Annotated in this window: 15 protein-coding genes, 1 tRNA gene and 1 riboswitch; of the genes, 15 read left to right on the forward strand and 1 reads right to left on the reverse strand. The window is 55.2% G+C overall.

Features of this window, described 5'->3' with window-relative positions; translation table 11 throughout:
• Nucleotides 1–20: 20 nt before the first annotated feature.
• The 14 genes from guaB (at nucleotide 21) to ACE418_RS09155 (ending at nucleotide 15,447) form a co-directional block, all read left to right on the forward strand.
• Entirely contained in the window at nucleotides 21–1,478 is a 1,458-nt protein-coding gene (guaB, locus tag ACE418_RS09090; protein ID WP_014014993.1) for an IMP dehydrogenase, read from the forward strand.
• A gap of 18 nt (nucleotides 1,479–1,496) precedes the next feature.
• Complete coding sequence (locus ACE418_RS09095) at nucleotides 1,497–2,228, forward strand: WecB/TagA/CpsF family glycosyltransferase (protein ID WP_416450315.1); 732 nt, start codon at nucleotides 1,497–1,499, stop codon at nucleotides 2,226–2,228.
• 27 nt (nucleotides 2,229–2,255) lie between these two features.
• The gene (locus ACE418_RS09100; RefSeq protein WP_416450316.1) at nucleotides 2,256–2,891 is read left to right on the forward strand and encodes a phosphatidylserine decarboxylase; all 636 of its coding nucleotides are present in this window, start codon (nucleotides 2,256–2,258) and stop codon (nucleotides 2,889–2,891) included.
• Nucleotides 2,891–3,565 carry a CDP-alcohol phosphatidyltransferase family protein gene (locus ACE418_RS09105; protein WP_416450317.1) on the forward strand — a complete coding sequence of 225 codons (675 nt, stop codon included), beginning with the start codon at nucleotides 2,891–2,893 and terminating at the stop codon, nucleotides 3,563–3,565. Before ACE418_RS09100 ends, ACE418_RS09105 begins: the two co-directional genes overlap by 1 nt.
• Nucleotides 3,566–3,585: 20 nt before the next feature.
• Entirely contained in the window at nucleotides 3,586–4,836 is a 1,251-nt protein-coding gene (locus ACE418_RS09110) for a glycosyltransferase family 2 protein (protein ID WP_416450318.1), read from the forward strand.
• Between the two features lie 11 nt (nucleotides 4,837–4,847).
• Nucleotides 4,848–5,606, forward strand: coding sequence for a 5'/3'-nucleotidase SurE (surE, locus tag ACE418_RS09115; RefSeq protein WP_416450319.1), 759 nt, complete (start codon nucleotides 4,848–4,850; stop codon nucleotides 5,604–5,606).
• Nucleotides 5,603–5,989 (forward strand): cytidine deaminase, encoded by a 387-nt coding sequence (locus ACE418_RS09120; protein ID WP_416450320.1) that lies wholly within the window; start codon nucleotides 5,603–5,605, stop codon nucleotides 5,987–5,989. Before surE ends, ACE418_RS09120 begins: the two co-directional genes overlap by 4 nt.
• A gap of 173 nt (nucleotides 5,990–6,162) precedes the next feature.
• Nucleotides 6,163–6,250: riboswitch (glycine riboswitch) on the forward strand.
• A 105-nt stretch (nucleotides 6,251–6,355) separates the two neighbouring features.
• A complete protein-coding gene (locus ACE418_RS09125; RefSeq protein ID WP_416450321.1) occupies nucleotides 6,356–7,741 on the forward strand; it encodes an alanine/glycine:cation symporter family protein in 1,386 nt (461 codons plus the stop codon).
• Between the two features lie 102 nt (nucleotides 7,742–7,843).
• Nucleotides 7,844–7,927: transfer RNA gene (locus tag ACE418_RS09130), tRNA-Leu, on the forward strand.
• Nucleotides 7,928–8,102: 175 nt separating this feature from the next.
• On the forward strand, nucleotides 8,103–8,606 hold the full coding sequence (locus ACE418_RS09135) for a nitroreductase family protein (RefSeq protein WP_416450322.1): 504 nt from the start codon (nucleotides 8,103–8,105) through the stop codon (nucleotides 8,604–8,606).
• Nucleotides 8,607–8,745: 139 nt separating this feature from the next.
• Nucleotides 8,746–9,459, forward strand: coding sequence for a twin-arginine translocase subunit TatC (tatC, locus tag ACE418_RS09140; protein WP_416450323.1), 714 nt, complete (start codon nucleotides 8,746–8,748; stop codon nucleotides 9,457–9,459).
• 171 nt (nucleotides 9,460–9,630) lie between these two features.
• A complete protein-coding gene (locus tag ACE418_RS09145) occupies nucleotides 9,631–13,065 on the forward strand; it encodes a pyruvate carboxylase (RefSeq protein ID WP_416450324.1) in 3,435 nt (1,144 codons plus the stop codon).
• A gap of 90 nt (nucleotides 13,066–13,155) precedes the next feature.
• Nucleotides 13,156–13,827 carry a 2Fe-2S iron-sulfur cluster-binding protein gene (locus tag ACE418_RS09150; protein WP_416450325.1) on the forward strand — a complete coding sequence of 224 codons (672 nt, stop codon included), beginning with the start codon at nucleotides 13,156–13,158 and terminating at the stop codon, nucleotides 13,825–13,827.
• 9 nt (nucleotides 13,828–13,836) lie between these two features.
• Nucleotides 13,837–15,447: an FAD-dependent oxidoreductase gene (locus ACE418_RS09155; RefSeq protein WP_416450326.1), complete on the forward strand. Its 1,611-nt coding sequence runs from the start codon at nucleotides 13,837–13,839 to the stop codon at nucleotides 15,445–15,447.
• Here the strand turns inward: ACE418_RS09155 and ACE418_RS09160 are convergent.
• Nucleotides 15,444–16,640 (reverse strand): MFS transporter, encoded by a 1,197-nt coding sequence (locus ACE418_RS09160; RefSeq protein WP_416450327.1) that lies wholly within the window; start codon nucleotides 16,638–16,640, stop codon nucleotides 15,444–15,446. The two genes, ACE418_RS09155 and ACE418_RS09160, sit on opposite strands and share 4 nt — an antisense overlap.
• Before the next feature lie 138 nt (nucleotides 16,641–16,778).
• Here ACE418_RS09160 and ACE418_RS09165 point away from each other — a divergent pair, with 138 nt between their 5' ends.
• Nucleotides 16,779–17,711: an ABC transporter permease gene (locus ACE418_RS09165; RefSeq protein WP_416450335.1), complete on the forward strand. Its 933-nt coding sequence runs from the start codon at nucleotides 16,779–16,781 to the stop codon at nucleotides 17,709–17,711.

The following is a 17,711-nucleotide window of genomic DNA, read 5'->3' on the forward strand; positions in this document are numbered from 1 at the left end:
TTCAAAACAGAGGTGCAAATATGAGATCTGATAAATTTGGTATGAGAGGTTTGACATTTGATGACGTTCTCCTGGTTCCGGCAAAATCCGACGTACTTCCTAAGGAAGTCGATGTTTCGACGAACCTGACGCGCGATATCAAACTGAATATTCCTATTATGAGCTCTGGTATGGATACCGTTACAGAAGCTCCTATGGCTATTGCCGTAGCCCGCGAAGGCGGCATCGGCGTTATTCATAAGAACATGTCCATCGCTGCCCAGGCGCGGGAAGTCGACAAAGTAAAGCGGTCGGAACACGGCATCATCATCGACCCGATTTTTCTCCATCCCGATAATCTCCTGGCCGATGCCAATGAATTAATGGGCAAATACCGCATCTCCGGTGTACCTATCACGGTCGACGGCAAACTCGTCGGTATCATCACCAACCGTGATATGCGCTTTGAAGAAGACATGAGCCGCCGCATCGGTGACATCATGACCAAAGAAAACCTGATTACCGCTCCTGTCGGCACATCCCTGGCAGAAGCCAAAGAAATTCTCCGCAAGCACCGCATTGAAAAATTACCCCTTGTCGATAAAGAAGGCAACCTGCAGGGGCTCATCACCATCAAGGATATCGAAAAAGCTACGAAATATCCGAATTCTGCCAAAGATGGCAACGGCCGTCTCCTGGTCGCTGCTGCTGTCGGCGTAACCCATGACATGACGGACCGCCTCGATGCCCTCGTCGCTGCCAAAGTCGACGTCGTCGTCATCGATACGGCTCACGGTCATTCCCTGGGCGTCCTCAATACGCTGAAAGAAATCAAGAAGATGTACCCGCACCTCCCGGTCATCGCCGGCAACGTTGCTACGGGCGCCGCTACGGAAGCCCTCATCGAATGTGGCGTCGACGCTGTCAAAGTCGGCATCGGCCCTGGCTCTATCTGCACGACCCGTATCGTCGCTGGTATCGGTGTACCGCAGATCACGGCCGTCTATGAATGTGCTAAAGTCGCTCAGCGCTATGGTATCCCCATCATTGCCGACGGCGGCATCAAGTATTCCGGTGATATGGCCAAAGCCATCGCTGCCGGCGGCAACGTCGTCATGATGGGCAACCTCCTGGCCGGTACCGAAGAAAGCCCGGGCGAAACGGTCATCTACCAGGGCCGCAGTTACAAAGAATACCGTGGCATGGGCTCCCTGGCCGCTATGGAATGTGGCAGTAAAGACCGCTACTTCCAGGAAGATGCCAAGAAGCTCGTTCCCGAAGGCATCGAAGGCCGTGTACCGTACAAAGGACCGGCAGCTGACACGATTTACCAGATGGTCGGCGGTCTCCGCGCATCCATGGGTTACTGTGGCTGCCACAACATTAAAGAAATGATTGAAAATACGCAGTTCATCCAGATCACCGCAGCTGGCCTTCGTGAAAGCCATCCCCACGATGTCAACATCACGAAAGAAGCTCCGAACTACAGCGTAAACTAAGCAGGGCGGAGGGATACGTTGATTAGTACAATCGATATCTTGTCCATCCCCATATGGAACGTCACCATGGAAGAAGCCCGGAACCTGGCCTTTAAGTGCATCGACGAAGGCCGGGCCGCTTCCATTGCGACGGCCAATGCAGAAATGGTCATGCGGGCCCAGACGGACCGCGAACTGGCCCATATCCTCCAGCATGCCGACCTGGTAGTTCCCGATGGGGCCGGCGTCCTGTGGGCTGCAGAACAGCAGGGCAAGAAATTTAAAGAACGCGTGACAGGTGTCGATTTGGCGTGCAGTCTGCTCCAAGAAGCAGCCGCACGCCAAACGGCTGTCTACCTCTTTGGCGGTGCCCCGGGCATTGCCGAACAGGCTGCGGCCAATGTGCAGCAGCAACTGGGGTCCCTGAACATCGTCGGGACTCATTCGGGATTCTTTTCGGCTGACGAAGAACAGGGTATCATCGAAGATATCCGCAGCAAGGGGACGCGCATCCTCTTAGTTGCTCTCGGCGTGCCGAAACAGGAAAAATGGATATCCGAGCATCTCTACGAACTCGGTCCCTGCGTCTGTATGGGCGTCGGTGGGACTTTTGACGTCCTGGCGGGCAAAGCAGGCCGGGCTCCGAAATGGATGCAGGACAACCGCTTGGAATGGCTCTATCGCCTGCTGAAGGAGCCGACGCGGTTCAAGCGCATGCTGGCGCTGCCGAAGTTCGTCGCAGCTGTCAAGCTGGGCGGCCGGGCTAAGTGATGAGGTGATGAGTTGAAAAGTGATGTCTTGAACAAACCTTATATTGTAGAAGATGGATACCCCTTCATTATCGTGCCTCTGTTACTGGCTGTGGCAGCCGGCTATTTCATCAATGCCTACGTGGCGGTCCTGCCGCTGCTGCTGGCCGCGTATTTCACCTATTTCTTCCGCAATCCCAGCCGGACGATGCCGACGGACGACCATCTCCTGGTGTCGCCGGCCGACGGGACCGTCGTCGGCGTCGAAGAAGTGGAAGAAGAGGCCTATCTCAACCAGAAGTGCCGGAAAATCATTATTTTCCTGTCCATCTTCGATGCCCACGTCAACCGGGCACCGCTGCCGGGGACCATTGATTTCCAGCAGTATACGTGCGGCCGCTTCCGTCCGGCTTATAAAGAAGGCGTCGGCTATGAAAATGAACGCTATTCCATCGGCATCCATTCAGCCCATACGGATATCCTGGTCACTATCATTGCCGGCATCCTGGCACGGCGTATCGTCTCCTGGGTCACCTTGGGCGATGAACTGCAGCACGGCCAGCTCTACGGCATGATTAAATTCGGTTCGTGTGCAGAAATCTATGTCCGCGACAACGTGGAAATCACCGTCAAGAAGGGCCAGAAGGTCCGTGCTGGTGAATCCGTCATAGGGAGGATTATCTAATGAAAAATGTAATACCCTGTCTGTTTACATCAGGGAACCTCAGCTTTGGGGTCTTGAGTATGATCATGACCCTCCATGGGCTCTATACTTGGGCCGGTGTCTGCATCCTGCTGGCTATGGTCTGCGATGCCTGTGACGGCCGCTCGGCCCGCGCTTTGGGGGTCGCCGGTGATTTCGGCAAGGAACTCGATTCTTTGTCCGACGTCGTATCCTTTGGGGCCGCCTCGGCTTTCCTGATCTATTCTTATTCGCTCCAGTCCCTGGGCTGGATCGGTGCCATCCCAGCTATCATCTACGCCGCTCTCGGTGGTATCCGCCTGGCCCGGTTCAACCTCAATACCGGCGTCATCCACGGCTATTTCCAGGGCATGCCGATTCCTAACGGCGGCTGCCTCATTGCGACGTATGTCATTTCCGGTGCCGTCCTGCCGGCATGGCTGCTGGCCATCTTCGTCGTCCTCTTGGGCTACCATCTGGTCAGCAAGGTCCACAACCCCGATTTCAAAGGGGCCAGCCCGGATGTACTCCACAAATCGGCCCTGGCCATTGCCCTCATCTTTGGCGTCCTGGTCCTGGCCTTTGTCGACTGGCGTCTGATCATCACCATGCCTTTCTTACTGTATATCGTCTTCGGGTTAGTCAATACGGCCATGAACGTCGCAGCTGCTCGCTAAGTCTTTAGGGAGAGTCGCATATGGAACACATCTTGGATATCATCATGATACCCATACAGGTCATCATCGTTTTTTATTCCCTCTATTATTTCATCCTCGCCTGCTTCGGCCTCATGAAGCGGCGGGAACGCATTACGGTAGCGCCTAAGAACACGTTCGCTGCCGTTATTTGCGCGCATAATGAAGAAAAAGTCGTCTGGCAGCTCATCGACAATCTGAAACAGCTCCACTATCCCAAGGAGATGTACGACATCTACGTCGTCGCCGACAACTGTACGGATCATACGGCCGACATCTGCCGGGAGCACGGGGCTATCGTCAAGGTGCGGACCAACAAGGAACAGGTCGGCAAGGGCTATGCCCTGGACTGGATGTTTTCCCAGATGCTGGCCCAGGAGAAGCAGTATGACGCCTTCGTCGTCTTCGATGCGGATAACCTGGTCCATCCGGAATTCCTGCGGGAAATGAACAACCACCTCTGCAAAGGGGAAAAGGTCATCCAGGGCTATATGGATTCCAAGAATCCGACGGACTCGTGGATTGCCGGGACCTTTTCTATCGCCTTCTGGCTCATCAACCACATGTGGCATCTGGCCAAGTACAACATCGGCCTGTCGACGGCGCTGGGCGGCACGGGCATGTGCATCGCCACGGAAATCGTCCGCAAGTACGGCTGGGGCTGCGACTGCCTGACGGAAGACATGGAATTTTCCATGAAAGTCCTCCTGGAAGGCGTCCGCACCTGCTGGGCCCATGATGCCATCATTTATGACGAAAAAGTCGTCGGCTTCATGCAGTCCTGCCGTCAGCGCAAGCGCTGGGCCCAGGGCCAGTGTGACTGCGGTGAACGCTTTATCCCGAAACTTTTCGCCCGGGGCATCAAGACCGGCAATATCCGCATGCTCGACGGCATCGTCACCTTGTCCCAGCCTTTCTTCATGATGGCTTCGACGATTTACGCCGTCCTGGCGTCGATCAATTCCTATCTGCCGTTCTATACGAATATCCTCAATGCCATCGTGCCCGTCCAGATATGGACCATCATCGGCGTCGGCCAGTATCTCATTCCGGTCATCGTCCTCTTGCAGATTAAGGTGCCGCCGAAATCATGGGCATACCTCATTATTTATCCGATTTTCATGTACAGCTGGATCCCTGTCAACTTCCTCGGTTTCAAAGACCGGCATAAGATGAAATGGAGCCATACCCTGCACACGCGGGCCCTGTCTTATGAAAGCGCGGCCTTATTGCGTAAAGAAAATAAGAAGTAAGGAGATAGACTATGCATATTTTGTTGACCAATGACGACGGCTTGAAGGCCCCAGGTCTTCAGACGCTGAAAAGGGAGCTGGCATCCCATGACTGCCGCCTGACTGTCGTTGCGCCCAATGGCCAGCGCAGTGCGGCGTCTCATTCTATGACTATCAACAAGGCTCTCTACTGCCGCGACGAATCGACGGTGTCGGGAATCCGGGAAATCGCCGTGTCCGGTACGCCCGTAGACTGCGTCAAGATGGCCATGGAATATTTCCTCAAAGAAGATAAGCCGGACCTCATTATTTCCGGCATCAATGACGGCTATAACCTGGGCAGCGACGTCCTCTATTCCGGGACCGTATCAGCTGCTATGGAAGGGCCTTATTACGGCCTGCCGGCCTTTGCTGTGTCCATGCTGGGCATGACAGATGAACGCTGCGCCCAGACGGCCCATCTCGTCTGGGACCTGGTCCAGAAGCTCATCGTCAAAGGCCGTTTCCCAGGCATCGTCAACGTCAACGTGCCGCCGGCAGGGGCTATCGGCCTGGACAACGTCCGCGTCGTGCCTCAGACGGTACAGATTTACCATAACGTCATCGCTGAGAAACGCGACCTCGACGGCAGCGTCTGCTATCACATCGTCGGCGATATCGACATGACGACGGCACCGGATGACAGCGACGTCGCCTGCATCCGCCAGGGCCATATCGCCTTGACGCCGCTCAAATGGCAGCAGACAGCCGACCGGGCCATGGATCACTTGAAAGGATGTTTGTCCCTATGACTGATGAAGAACTCATAGAAATAGCAAAAAAATACCGCGCTCATTCATACAGCCCATATTCTCATTTTCCCGTCGGCGCTGCCGTCCTGGCTGCGTCGGGGAAGGTCTATGGTGGCTGTAACATCGAGAATTCCAGCTATCCTTTGGGTAATTGTGCCGAACGGACGGCTATTTTCAAGGCCGTATCCGAAGGGGAACGGGACCTTTCGGCTATCGCCATCGTCGCCGATACGCCCGGCCCTTGTTCGCCCTGCGGCGCCTGTCGGCAGGTCATGGCTGAATTCCATATCCCCAAGGTCATTATGGCCAACTTGAAAGGGGAATGGTGCGTCGTCACGATGGACCAGCTCCTGCCGTACGCTTTTTCTGACACAGATTTGTAAAGAAAGTGCGCTGAATACGGACAAATTTCCATAAAAGGCTTGCAATTTTTAAGAAGCCGGTTTATAATAACAATCACATCATACATATTGCGTGAACGAAACACACGGGAGAAGGCAAAGCCTACCGACGGAGTCAAACTCTCAGGTGCCCCTCAGGGGGTGGGACCGTGTGTGGACACGACTCTGGAGAGTCCCATTTGGGCGCCGAAGGTGCAAGGAAGCGATTCCTAATCTCTCAGGCAAAAGGACAGAGCTGGCAGAACGACCTTTCTTTTTCTGCGACCCTTAGGACCTATCTTCAGAGTGATGATGATAGGTCTTTTTTCATGTCATTATAATTACCATAACAAAAGGGGAGTATGAAAGATGTTAGAAACGTTGAATGCCATTGATAGTTTTGTCTGGGGCCCGCCCTTGCTGGTACTGCTCATCGGTACCGGCCTGATGCTGACCATCCGCCTCCATTTGCTCCAGGTCTTCCGCCTGCCGAGAGCGTTGAAGCTCATCTTCACGGCTAAGAACCAGGGCGAAGGGGACGTAGACAGCTTCAAGGCACTGTGCACGGCTCTGGCCGCTACGGTCGGGACAGGCAATATCGTCGGCGTCGCTACGGCAGTCCATGCTGGCGGCCCTGGCGCTATCTTTTGGATGTGGATGGCCGCATTCGTCGGCATGGCTACAAAATATGCCGAAGGTTGTCTGGCCGTCAAATACCGTACGGTCGACAAGAACGGCGATATCGCCGGCGGCCCGATGTACTACATCGAAAACGGTTTGGGCAAGAAATATAAGCCCCTGGCTTTCTTATTCGCTTTCTTCGGCGTCCTCGTCGCCTTCTTCGGCATCGGGACCTTCGCTCAGGTCAATTCCATTGTTGAAATCACGCGCCTGACGACGAGCATCCCTGTCGAATACACGGCTATCGTATTGACGATCCTCGTCGCTGCCATCACCATCGGCGGCCTCCAGTCCATCGCCCGCGTCGCTTCTAAGATCGTCCCGGCTATGGCTGTCATCTATGTCGTTTCGACGGTCGCTTTCCTCGTCGTCTTTGCCGACCAGATCCCGGCTGCTGTTGAACAGATCATCGTCAGTGCCTTCACACCGACTGCCGCTGCTGGCGGTTTCCTCGGCGCTACCGTTTTAGTCGCTATGCGTAATGGCGTAGCCCGCGGCGTCTTCTCCAATGAATCGGGCCTCGGCAGTGCGCCTATCGTAGCTGCTGCTGCCAAGACGAAATGGCCGGCTGAACAGGGCCTCATTTCCATGACCGGTACGTTCATCGACACCATCATCATCTGCACCTTGACCGGCCTGGTACTGGTCGTCAGCGGGGCCTGGATGGGTGATGTCAATGGTGCAGCCCTGACCAATGCGGCTTTCACCATGGCTTTCCCGACCTATGGCAGCATCATCCTCTGCATCGGCCTGACCTTGTTCGCTTTCACGACCATCCTCGGCTGGAACTACTACGGTGAACGCTGCGTCGAATATCTCGTCGGCGTCAAAGGTATCATGCCGTACCGCATCATCTTCATCGCTCTCGTCGCCTGCGGTGCTTTCATCAAGCTCGACGTCATCTGGGTCCTGGCTGACATCGTCAACGGCCTCATGGCTATCCCGAACCTCATCGCCCTCATCGGGCTCTCTGGCGTAGTCGTAGCCGAAACGAAGAAATATTTCGCTCATTTGAAAGAAGAAGAAATGGCTGTCGTCGAAGATTCGGAAGAAAAAGTACCGGCTGGCCATTAAGACGTAAAAATTTTCAAAAAAATACTTGACGATTCCGTTAGTTATGGTATAATTTTTCTTGTGCCAAGCACTGAAACACAACGTGCCGGGCACAAGAGATATGCCGGGGTGGCGGAATGGCAGACGCACCTGACTCAAAATCAGGCGGGTAACACCGTGAGGGTTCAAGTCCCTCCCTCGGCACCAAGCAAAGAGGCTTGTCGCATAGCGGCAAGCCTTTTTTATCTTCATGATGGAGCCTCTCCTGATAGGAGAGGTGGCCTGAAAGGCCGGAGAGGTTAGCCTCTCCAACTTCTTTTTCTTTCTATCTATATATGTTATAATAGAATAGACATATGATTATAGGAGGGAGTCGATTCACATGAATGAAATCTTTGCCAGACGGAGTATCCGTAAATTTTTACCGACCATGGTAGAAGATGAAAAGATAGAACAGTTACTGCGTGCCGCTATGGCCGCTCCTTCGGCTGGGAATCAGCAGCCGTGGGAATTCTACGTCGTCCGCGACAAACGGGTCATCCAGGACCTGTCCCACTGCAGTCCCTATGCCGGTTGTGCTGCCGGTGCTTCCTTGGCCATTGTCGTCTGTTCCCGCGACGAAAACATGCGTTTTCCGGCTTTCATCAACCTTGACCTCAGCGCAGCTGTCGAAAACATCCTGCTCGAAGCGGTCCACCTCGACCTCGGTGCCGTATGGCTCGGCGTCGCTCCGTATAAGGCCCGCGAAGTCCTCGTCCGCCGGGCTCTCGGCGTCCCTCAGGGCATGACTCCTTTCGCCATCGTCGCCATGGGCTATCCCCAGGCTACGGCCGAAGAAAAACCCCGCGAAGACCGCTACGACCCGTCGCGCGTACATTATGTATGATTAGTTTGTAGTTCAGAGTTCATAGTTTGTAGCAGATCGCTTTAAATTTAAAACCATCTGCTAACCCCTAGCCACTAATAACTTAAAAGGGCTTGTCGTCATGCGACAAGCCCTTTTATACACTTGAGAGGAAAATCCCATGTCTGATGAACGAGCTCCTATTACTTTCCATCTGGAAGAGCTGCGGCGGCGTATTATCGTCTGTCTCGTGGCCTGGCTGCTGGGAAGTATTATTTCCTATATATATGCTGAAGACATCATCGCCGTTGTTTCGGCGCCTGCCGGGACATTGTACTTCCTCAATCCGGCAGAAGTCTTTTTTTCCTATTTAGAGATCGCCGCCTTTGCCGGTTTTGTCGGGACCCTGCCTATCCACTGTTTTGAGTTCTGGCGCTTCCTGCGGCCCGCCCTGCGCGGCGGGGAAGTGAAGACGGCTTTGTGGTTCATCCCATCGGCACTGATTCTCTTTTATGGCGGTTCGGCCTTCGCTTTTTTCTTTGTCCTGCCGGCGGCGGTCCAGTTCTTCATGAGTTTTGCTACGGTGTCGTTGCAGCCCATGTTCTCCCTGGCGTCGTATCTGTCTTTCTTCATCGCCTTCCTGCTGCCCTTTGCCCTGGGCTTTGAACTGCCCCTGGTCCTCTTGGTTTTGTCCCGCCTGGGTCTAGTGACACCAACCATGCTCCGGGCCAAGCGCCGCGTCTTCGTCCTGCTGGCCTTCATCTTTGCCGGTGTCGTATCGCCGACGACGGATATCTTTACCCAGACCTGTATTGCCGTCCCAATGATTGTCTTATACGAAGGGACGATTATCGTTATGAAGATGACAAATAAAAAGAGCCGGGAAAACCCGTGAAAAGGGCAAAAAAACATGACTTGTATACAGTATTTTTATAAAGACAAAGTATGCCTTCCCTTGTAATGTTTTCCTATTTTGTTATAATGAAGAAAGCGGTGAATGTATGGGAGTGGACATCTGTGCGTTTACCGGTCTTGACTTAATATTTCTAAGCAGGAGGGTATTTTCATGAAAAAAATTCGTTCGGTTTTAGTTGCCAACCGCGGAGAAATTGCTATTCGTGTGTTCCGGGCTTGTAACGAACTGGGAATCCGTACCGTAGCTATTTATTCCAAAGAAGATTCGTTATCTCTGCACCGTTTCCGTGCAGATGAATCGTATCTCGTCGGTGAAGGTAAAAAACCGGTAGATGCATATTTAGATATTGAAGATATTATCCGCATTGCTCACGAACACGACGTCGATGCCATCCATCCGGGCTACGGCTTCTTGTCTGAAAATGCGGACCTGGCCAAACGCTGTGAAGAAGAAGGCATTATCTTCATCGGTCCTAAAGTCGAACACCTCATCATGTTTGGCGATAAGATCAACGCCCGTATCCAGGCGAAGAAGGCCGGTATCCAGTACATTCCCGGCAGCGACGGCCCGGTCATGAACTATGCAGAAGTCGAAAAATTCGCTAAAGAAGTCGGCTTCCCAATCATGCTCAAAGCCGTCAACGGCGGCGGTGGCCGCGGCATGCGCATGGTCGACCGCATGGCAGACCTTCGCGATGCCTATGACCGTGCTAAATCGGAAGCCAAACTGGCTTTTGGCAGCGATGAAATTTATTTGGAAAAATGCATCGTCAATCCGAAACACGTCGAAGTCCAGATTATGGGCGATGAACACGGCAATGTCATCCATCTCTTTGAACGGGACTGCTCCATCCAGCGTCGTCATCAGAAAGTCGTCGAAACGGCTCCGGCTTCGGCCCTGCCGGTCGAATTGCGTCAGAAAATCTGCAACGCTGCCTTGAAATTGATGAAGAACGTCCATTACGTCAACGCCGGGACCGTCGAATTCCTGGTCACGCCGGACGGCGAATTCTACTTCATCGAAGTCAACCCGCGCGTACAGGTTGAACATACTGTTACCGAAATGATCACCGGCATCGACATCGTCCAGACTCAGATCAAAGTCGCTGAAGGCTATGCCCTCGACAGCGATGAAATCGGCATCAAGTCCCAGGACGACGTCCGCTGCCTGGGCGATGCTATCCAGTGCCGTATCACGACGGAAGATCCGATGAACAACTTCATGCCCGATTCGGGCAAGATTATGGTATACCGCAGCGGCGGCGGCTTCGGTGTCCGTCTCGACAGCGGCAATGCCTATACCGGCGCCATTATCACGCCGTACTACGATTCGCTGCTGGTCAAGACGACGACCTATGGCCGGACCCATAAAGAAGCGGCTGAAAAGATGCTCCGCGTTCTCAAGGAATTCCGTATCCGCGGCGTCAAGACCAATATCGGTTTCTTGATCAACGTCCTCAAGAGCCCGGAATTCGTCGCCGGTACATACAACGTCAACTTCATCGACGACCATCCGGAACTGTTCAACCTGCCCGTTGTCCAGGACCGTGGCACGAAGCTCCTCAAATACATCGGCGATACGACCATCAACGGCTATGCCGACGCCGGCCATCAGGACAAACCGGAATTTGAAGCCCTGGAACTGCCGACACCGGTTGCCGGCCCTTATCCGGACGGGACGAAACAGAAATTCGATGCCATGGGACCGGAAAAATTCTCCCAGTGGATCAAAGAACAGAAAAAAGTCTTCTTTACCGATACGACCATGCGTGACGCCCATCAGTCCCTGTTTGCGACGCGCGTCCGCTCTATCGATATGCTCCGCGTCCTGGAAGCTGCTTCCAAGAAGCTGCCGAATCTCTTCTCTTATGAATGCTGGGGCGGCGCTACCTTCGACGTAGCCTACCGCTTCCTCTATGAAGACCCGTGGGTCCGCCTGCGCCAGATGCGCAAAAAAGCGCCGAACATCCTCTTGCAGATGCTCGTCCGCGGTGCCAACGCCGTCGGCTATACGAGCTATCCCGATAACGTCGTCAAGAACTTCATCGACTTGTCGGCCAAGAACGGCATCGACGTCTTCCGTGTCTTCGACAGCCTCAACAGCCTGGACAACATGTATGGCACTATTCAGGCCGTCCGAGAAAACAACAAGCTCGCCGAAGTCGCCCTCTGCTACACTGGCGATATCCTCGACCCGGCCCGCGATAAATACGATTTGAAATACTACGTCAACATGGCCAAGGAATTGCAGAACGCCGGCGCCAACATCATCGCCATCAAGGATATGGCCGGCCTCTTGAAACCGGAAGCCGCTTATCGCCTGGTATCGGCCTTAAAGGATGCCGTCGACCTGCCCATCCATCTCCATACCCACGACGGTTCGGGCAATGCTATCTGCACGTATGACCGCGCTATCGACGCCGGTGTCGACATCGTCGACGTCGCATACTCCGCTTTTGCCGGCGGCACGAGCCAGCCGAGCATGAGCACCTTGTACTATGCCCTGAGCGGCAAGGACCGCCAGCCGGACCTCGACGTCGATGCCATGGAAGAAATGTCCCGTTACTGGGCTACGGTCCGTCCGTATTATAAAGGTGTCGACAAAGCCGATGCTTATCCGAATACGGAAGTCTACCAGCATGAAATGCCGGGCGGCCAGTTCTCCAACCTGCGCCAGCAGGCTAAAGCCGTCGGCCTCGGCAACCGCTGGAACGAAATCAAGAAGATGTACCACACGGTCAGCATGATGTTCGGCGACATCATCAAAGTTACACCGTCGTCGAAAGTCGTCGGTGATATGACCTTGTTCATGGTCCAGAACAACCTGACCGAACAGGATGTTTACGATAAAGGCGATGTTCTCGACTTCCCGCAGTCCGTCGTCGAATTCTTTGAAGGCCGTATCGGCATTCCCTATCAGGGCTTCCCGGAAAAACTCCAGAAAATCGTCCTGAAAGGCAAGAAGCCGCTTACGGAACGTCCGGGCAAGAGCCTGGCTCCTGTCGATTTCAAAGCCATCCGCCAGAAATTGAGCGATGCCGGTTATAAACACGAAGATGAAGACATCAACGCCTACTGCCAGTATCCGAAAGTCTTCAAGGACTTCAACGAAACGGTCAAGAAATACGGCGATGTCAGCGTTCTCGATACGCCGACGTTCTTCTTCGGCATGAAGAAGAATGAAGAAGTCCACGTTGAAATCGAAGAAGGGAAGGACCTCATCATCACCCTCATCAACATCAGTGATCCCGATGACAGTGGTGTCCGCACGATTACCTTCATGTTCAACGGTGCCGAACGTGAAATCCAGGTCCAGGATAAGAGCGTCGACATGAAGACCGTCACCCGCCGCAAGGCCGATCCCGACAAAGCCGGTGACATCGGCGCCACCCTGTCCGGGTCCGTCGTCAAAGTCCTGGTCACCAAGGGCCAGAAAGTCAAGAAAGGCGAACCCTTAGTCGTTACCGAAGCCATGAAGATGGAAACGACCATCACGTCGCCTATCGACGGCACAGTCGGTGAAATCTACGCTACCAAAGGCCAGGCCATCATCAGCGGTGACTGCCTGTTGGAAGTACTGGACTAACCACTAACAACTAGCCACTAGCAACTAAAAAAGGGCTTGTCGTGTACGACAAGCCCTTTTGCCATTCATTCACAAAGGAGTTTTTATTATATGAAAATGGTAACGGTCTATTTATTGGGCAAGAAGTTTTCTGTCCCTGAAGATCTGACGATCATGCGGGCCATGGAATATTCCGGCTTCCGCCTCGTCCGCGGATGCGGCTGCCGCAGCGGGTTCTGCGGGGCCTGTGCCGTCGTCTACCGCATGCAGGGGCAGACAGAGACCCATTCGGCTCTGGCCTGTCAGACGAAGGTCGAAGACGGCATGTGTGTCGGCCGCCTGGAATCGTTTCCCATCAAGAAGCAGACCTACGATATGGACGACCTGCCCGTAGCCGGCAACGTCGTCGGCCAGCTCTATCCTGAAATCTATAATTGTATCCACTGCAATGCCTGTACGCGGAACTGCCCTCAGGGCATCCAGGTCATGAAGTACATCGCCCTGGCCCAGCGCGGTGATTATGCCGGCTGTGCCAAGGAATCCTTCCGCTGTGTCTGCTGTAATATCTGCGCTGCCAGCTGTCCGGCCAAGATCAGTCACGGTGCCGTCGGCCTCCTGGCACGGCGCCTCATGGGCAAGTACATCGCCAAGAAGAGCAAACACCTGGACCAGCGCGTCCAGGCCATCCGGGAAGGTCAGTTCGTGGCCGACGTCCAGTATCTGATGGCAGCTGGTGACGACGAACTGCACCGCTTATATGAATCGCGGGATATCGAGAAATAGGGGGACATCATGATCTATACAGAAGAAATGCGGGCTTCCCAGGCGCGGGTCGAAGCCACGCGGAATATCCGTTTGTCTGAAGAATTGCCGCGTTTTACGGCAGCAGAGAAAGGAGAACTCCTGCGCCAGTATCACCCGGATTACCATGAAGAAGGCTTTGCTGTCCTGACTGTCGGCCCCAATAAAGGCGATAAAGTGCCGAAGGAACTGGCCGCCCTGCTGCAGGGGAAGAGCCGCATGGATACGGCCGACGTCGATTTGGACCACATCCAGTTCGAAACGGATGTCCTGGTCATCGGCGGCGGCGGTGCCGGTGCGGCAGCGGCTATCGAAGCGGCCCGTCACGGTGCCAAAGTCCTCATGGCGACGAAACTGCGCATCGGCGATGCCAATACGGGCATGGCCGAAGGCGGCATCCAGGCGGCCGATAAGGAAAGCGATTCGCCGGCTGCCCATTACCTCGACGCCATCGGCGGCGGCCATTATAAGAACAAGCCGGAATTGCTGGCCGAACTCGTCCTCCACGGGCCGGAAGCCATCCAGTGGCTCAGCTCGCTGGGCGTCCTCTTCGATAAGAACAGCGATGGTTCCATGGTCACGACTCATGGCGGCGGTACGTCGCGCAAGCGCATGCATGCCTGCGGCGACTATACGGGGGCAGAAATCATGCGCGTCCTCCGCGACGAAGTGCGTAATGCCGGCGTCGATGTCGTCGAATTCTCGCCAGCTGTCGAACTGCTCCTCGACGGAGAAGGGAAGGCAGCCGGCGCCGTCCTCTATGACTTCGATACCCGGGAATACCACGTTGTCCGCGCCAAGAGCGTCATCATCGCTACCGGCGGGGCCGGCCGCCTCCATTATCAGGGCTTTCCGACGTCTAATCATTATGGCTCGACGGCCGACGGCCTGGTCATGGCTTACCGTGCCGGTGTACCCCTTATCTATGCCGACGCTATCCAGTACCATCCGACGGGCGCAGCCTATCCGCCGCAGATTTACGGGGCCCTGGTGACGGAAAAGGTCCGTTCCCTCGGGGCCATGCTGGTCAATAAGAACGGCGAAGCTTTCCTGCATCCCCTGGAAACGCGTGACGTCGTCGCTGCGGCCATCATCCGCGAATGTCAGGCCCGGGATAAGGGCATCTATGCCCTCCATGGTCCGGCGGTCTGGCTCGATACGCCCATGGTCGACCTCATCAACGGCGAAGGGACTATGGAAAAGCGCCTGCCGGCCATGATTCACATGTACGAAAAATTCGGCATCAATATCCGCAAGCAGCCCATCCTGGTCTATCCGACTCTGCATTACCAGAATGGCGGCATCTGTATCGGCGCCAAGAGCGAAACGAAGATACCCGGCCTCTATGCTGCCGGCGAAGACGTCGGCGGCATCCATGGGACGAATCGCCTCATGGGCAACAGCCTGCTGGATATCATCGTCTTCGGCCGTATTGCCGGGACGGAAGCGGCTGCCTACAGCCAGACGGCCCAGCCCGGAAAGGGGACGCTGGACCACGTCCGCCGTTTCGACGCGGAACGGGAAGGGGCTCACGTAGACGACGATATCTTATCGCCGAAGCTTCTGCCTAATTACACCCACAATCGCGGCACGAGAGGCTAGGCTTCGTGGAGCTGGCGGGCTTTGCGCTGGACGGCGATGCTGATGAGGAGCAGCAGGGCGCCAGCTGCCAGGAAGACGCATTTCATGCCCAGGAAGGTGGCGATGACGCCGCCAAGGATGGGGCCGCCCATGGCCCCGACCTGCTGGGCTGAGAACATCAGGCCGAAGACGCGCCCTTTGATACTGGCACTGGTCTTTTCAGCCAGGATGGCGTTGATCGACGGGTAGATGCCGGAGAAGAAGAGGCCGATGGCGAACTGGCTGGCCGCAAAGGTATACAGTGTGTCCGGGATGGCCTGGACGAAGAAGAAAATCCCAGCCAGGACCAGGGACAGGCGCAGGGCCTTGACGAAGCCATGATGCTGGCCGAAACGCCCCCAAAGCGGAGCCGTGATGGCGCTGGAAAAGCCGCTCATCGAGAAGATGAGGCCGGAAATGAAAATCAAGTTGTCCAGATCACCGGCCAGGTGGGAAATGTACGTCGTCAATATGGGCTGGACGATGAGGATGACGACCTGGACCAGGGCAGCACTGACCAGCATCAGGCGGATGACGGGAATCTTCCAGAGGCTGACTTTTTCATCTTTCGCACCGGCCGCCGTCGTATCCGCTGCGGCTGCTGTATCCGTCGGCGGTTCTTTGATGAAGAAGACCAGGACGACGAAGTTGAGGAACAAGGCGCCGGCTGCCAGGAAGAAGGACATGCGCATGCCGAAGGCTTCGGCCAGGATGCCGCCGAAGAGGGGGCCGATGATGCCGCCTGCCGTCAGGGCGCCCTGCATGATGCCCAGGCAGATGCCCAGTTTCTTTGGCGGTGCATAGATCGTCATGATGGCCAGTTCCATCGGCCACAGGCCCGACGCGAAGCCCTGGAACATGCGCATGAAGGTCAGCTGCAGCGGCGACGTGACGATGCCGCCGAGAAAGTAACTGATGGACAAGAGCAGGCTGGCGCGGATGGCCATGAGCCGCTTGCCCCGCCGGTCGGCCATGCGTCCCCAGATAGGGGCCATGATGGCGCTGATCAGGAAGGTCGATGAAAAGACGATACCCGACCAGATGTTGACAGAGGCCGCATCGACGCCCAGTTCCCGCGTCAGGTACATGGGCAGGAAGGGGATGAGCATGGTATAACTTGAAGACATGAAGACGACGTTGCAGGTCAGAATAGCCAGACAGAATTTCCAGTTCACATCGATCACCTTTCTCGTGTTAATTGTTAACGTGCTAACTTCTTATTATACGCCGCCTTTTCGGGGATTACAACTTGTCACGATGGGAATGCCGCCTTATAATAAATCATATCTATGTTGGAAAGGAAGGAACCTGAATTGGCCATGTACCTTGCAAAGCGCCTGGCCGGCGCCTGTGTCGTCTTATGGGCGATCATTACCATTACTTTTGGCCTCATGCATGCCATCCCGGGCGGCCCGTTTACGCAGGAAAAGAAGCTGCCGCCGGCTGTCATGGCAACCGTCGAAGCCCGATATCACCTCGACGAGCCCTTATGGTCCCAGTACGTCGATTACGTCCGCCATGCCGCGGTCCTCGATTTGGGGCCTTCTTATAAATATCCCGGCAAGACTGTCAACGATATCATTGCCGAAACCTTTCCCGTATCGGCCCAGCTGGGGCTCATCAGCCTCTTCCTGGCCATCGGTGCCGGCGTCCTGGCCGGCATGGCCGCAGCCTGGTATAAGAATACCTGGATCGATTACACTATGATGGTCGGCGCTACCCTGGGCGTCTCTGTGCCCAGTTTTATCCTGGCGGCGGTCCTCATCCAGCTCTTCGCCTTTACCTGGCCCATCCTGCCGGCAGCTTTGTGGAAAGGGCCGGCTTACGTCATCCTGCCGGCCCTGGCCCTGGCGGCCCAGCCGACGGCTTTCATCATGCGCCTGACCCGGTCGAGCCTGCTCGATGCCCTGGGACAGGACTATATCCGCACGGCCCGGTCGCGGGGCATCGGCACGCGGTCCCTCATCTGTCACCATGCCCTGCGCAATGCCCTGCTGCCTGTCGTCAGCTATATCGGCCCTCTGGCGGCGGCTCTCCTGACGGGGAGCTTCATCGTCGAGACGATTTTTGCCATTCCCGGCCTGGGACGCCACTTCGTCACCAGCATCTATAACCGCGACTATACGGTCATTCTGGGCATTACGATTTTTTATAGTTTCCTCATCATGATGATGAATTTACTCATCGATGTCATTTATCCGCTCTTAGACCCGCGGATCACCATGGATGGAAAGAAGGAGGGCTGA

The organism is Megasphaera jansseni (genome assembly GCF_047974155.1).
GTDB lineage: Bacteria > Bacillota > Negativicutes > Veillonellales > Megasphaeraceae > Megasphaera.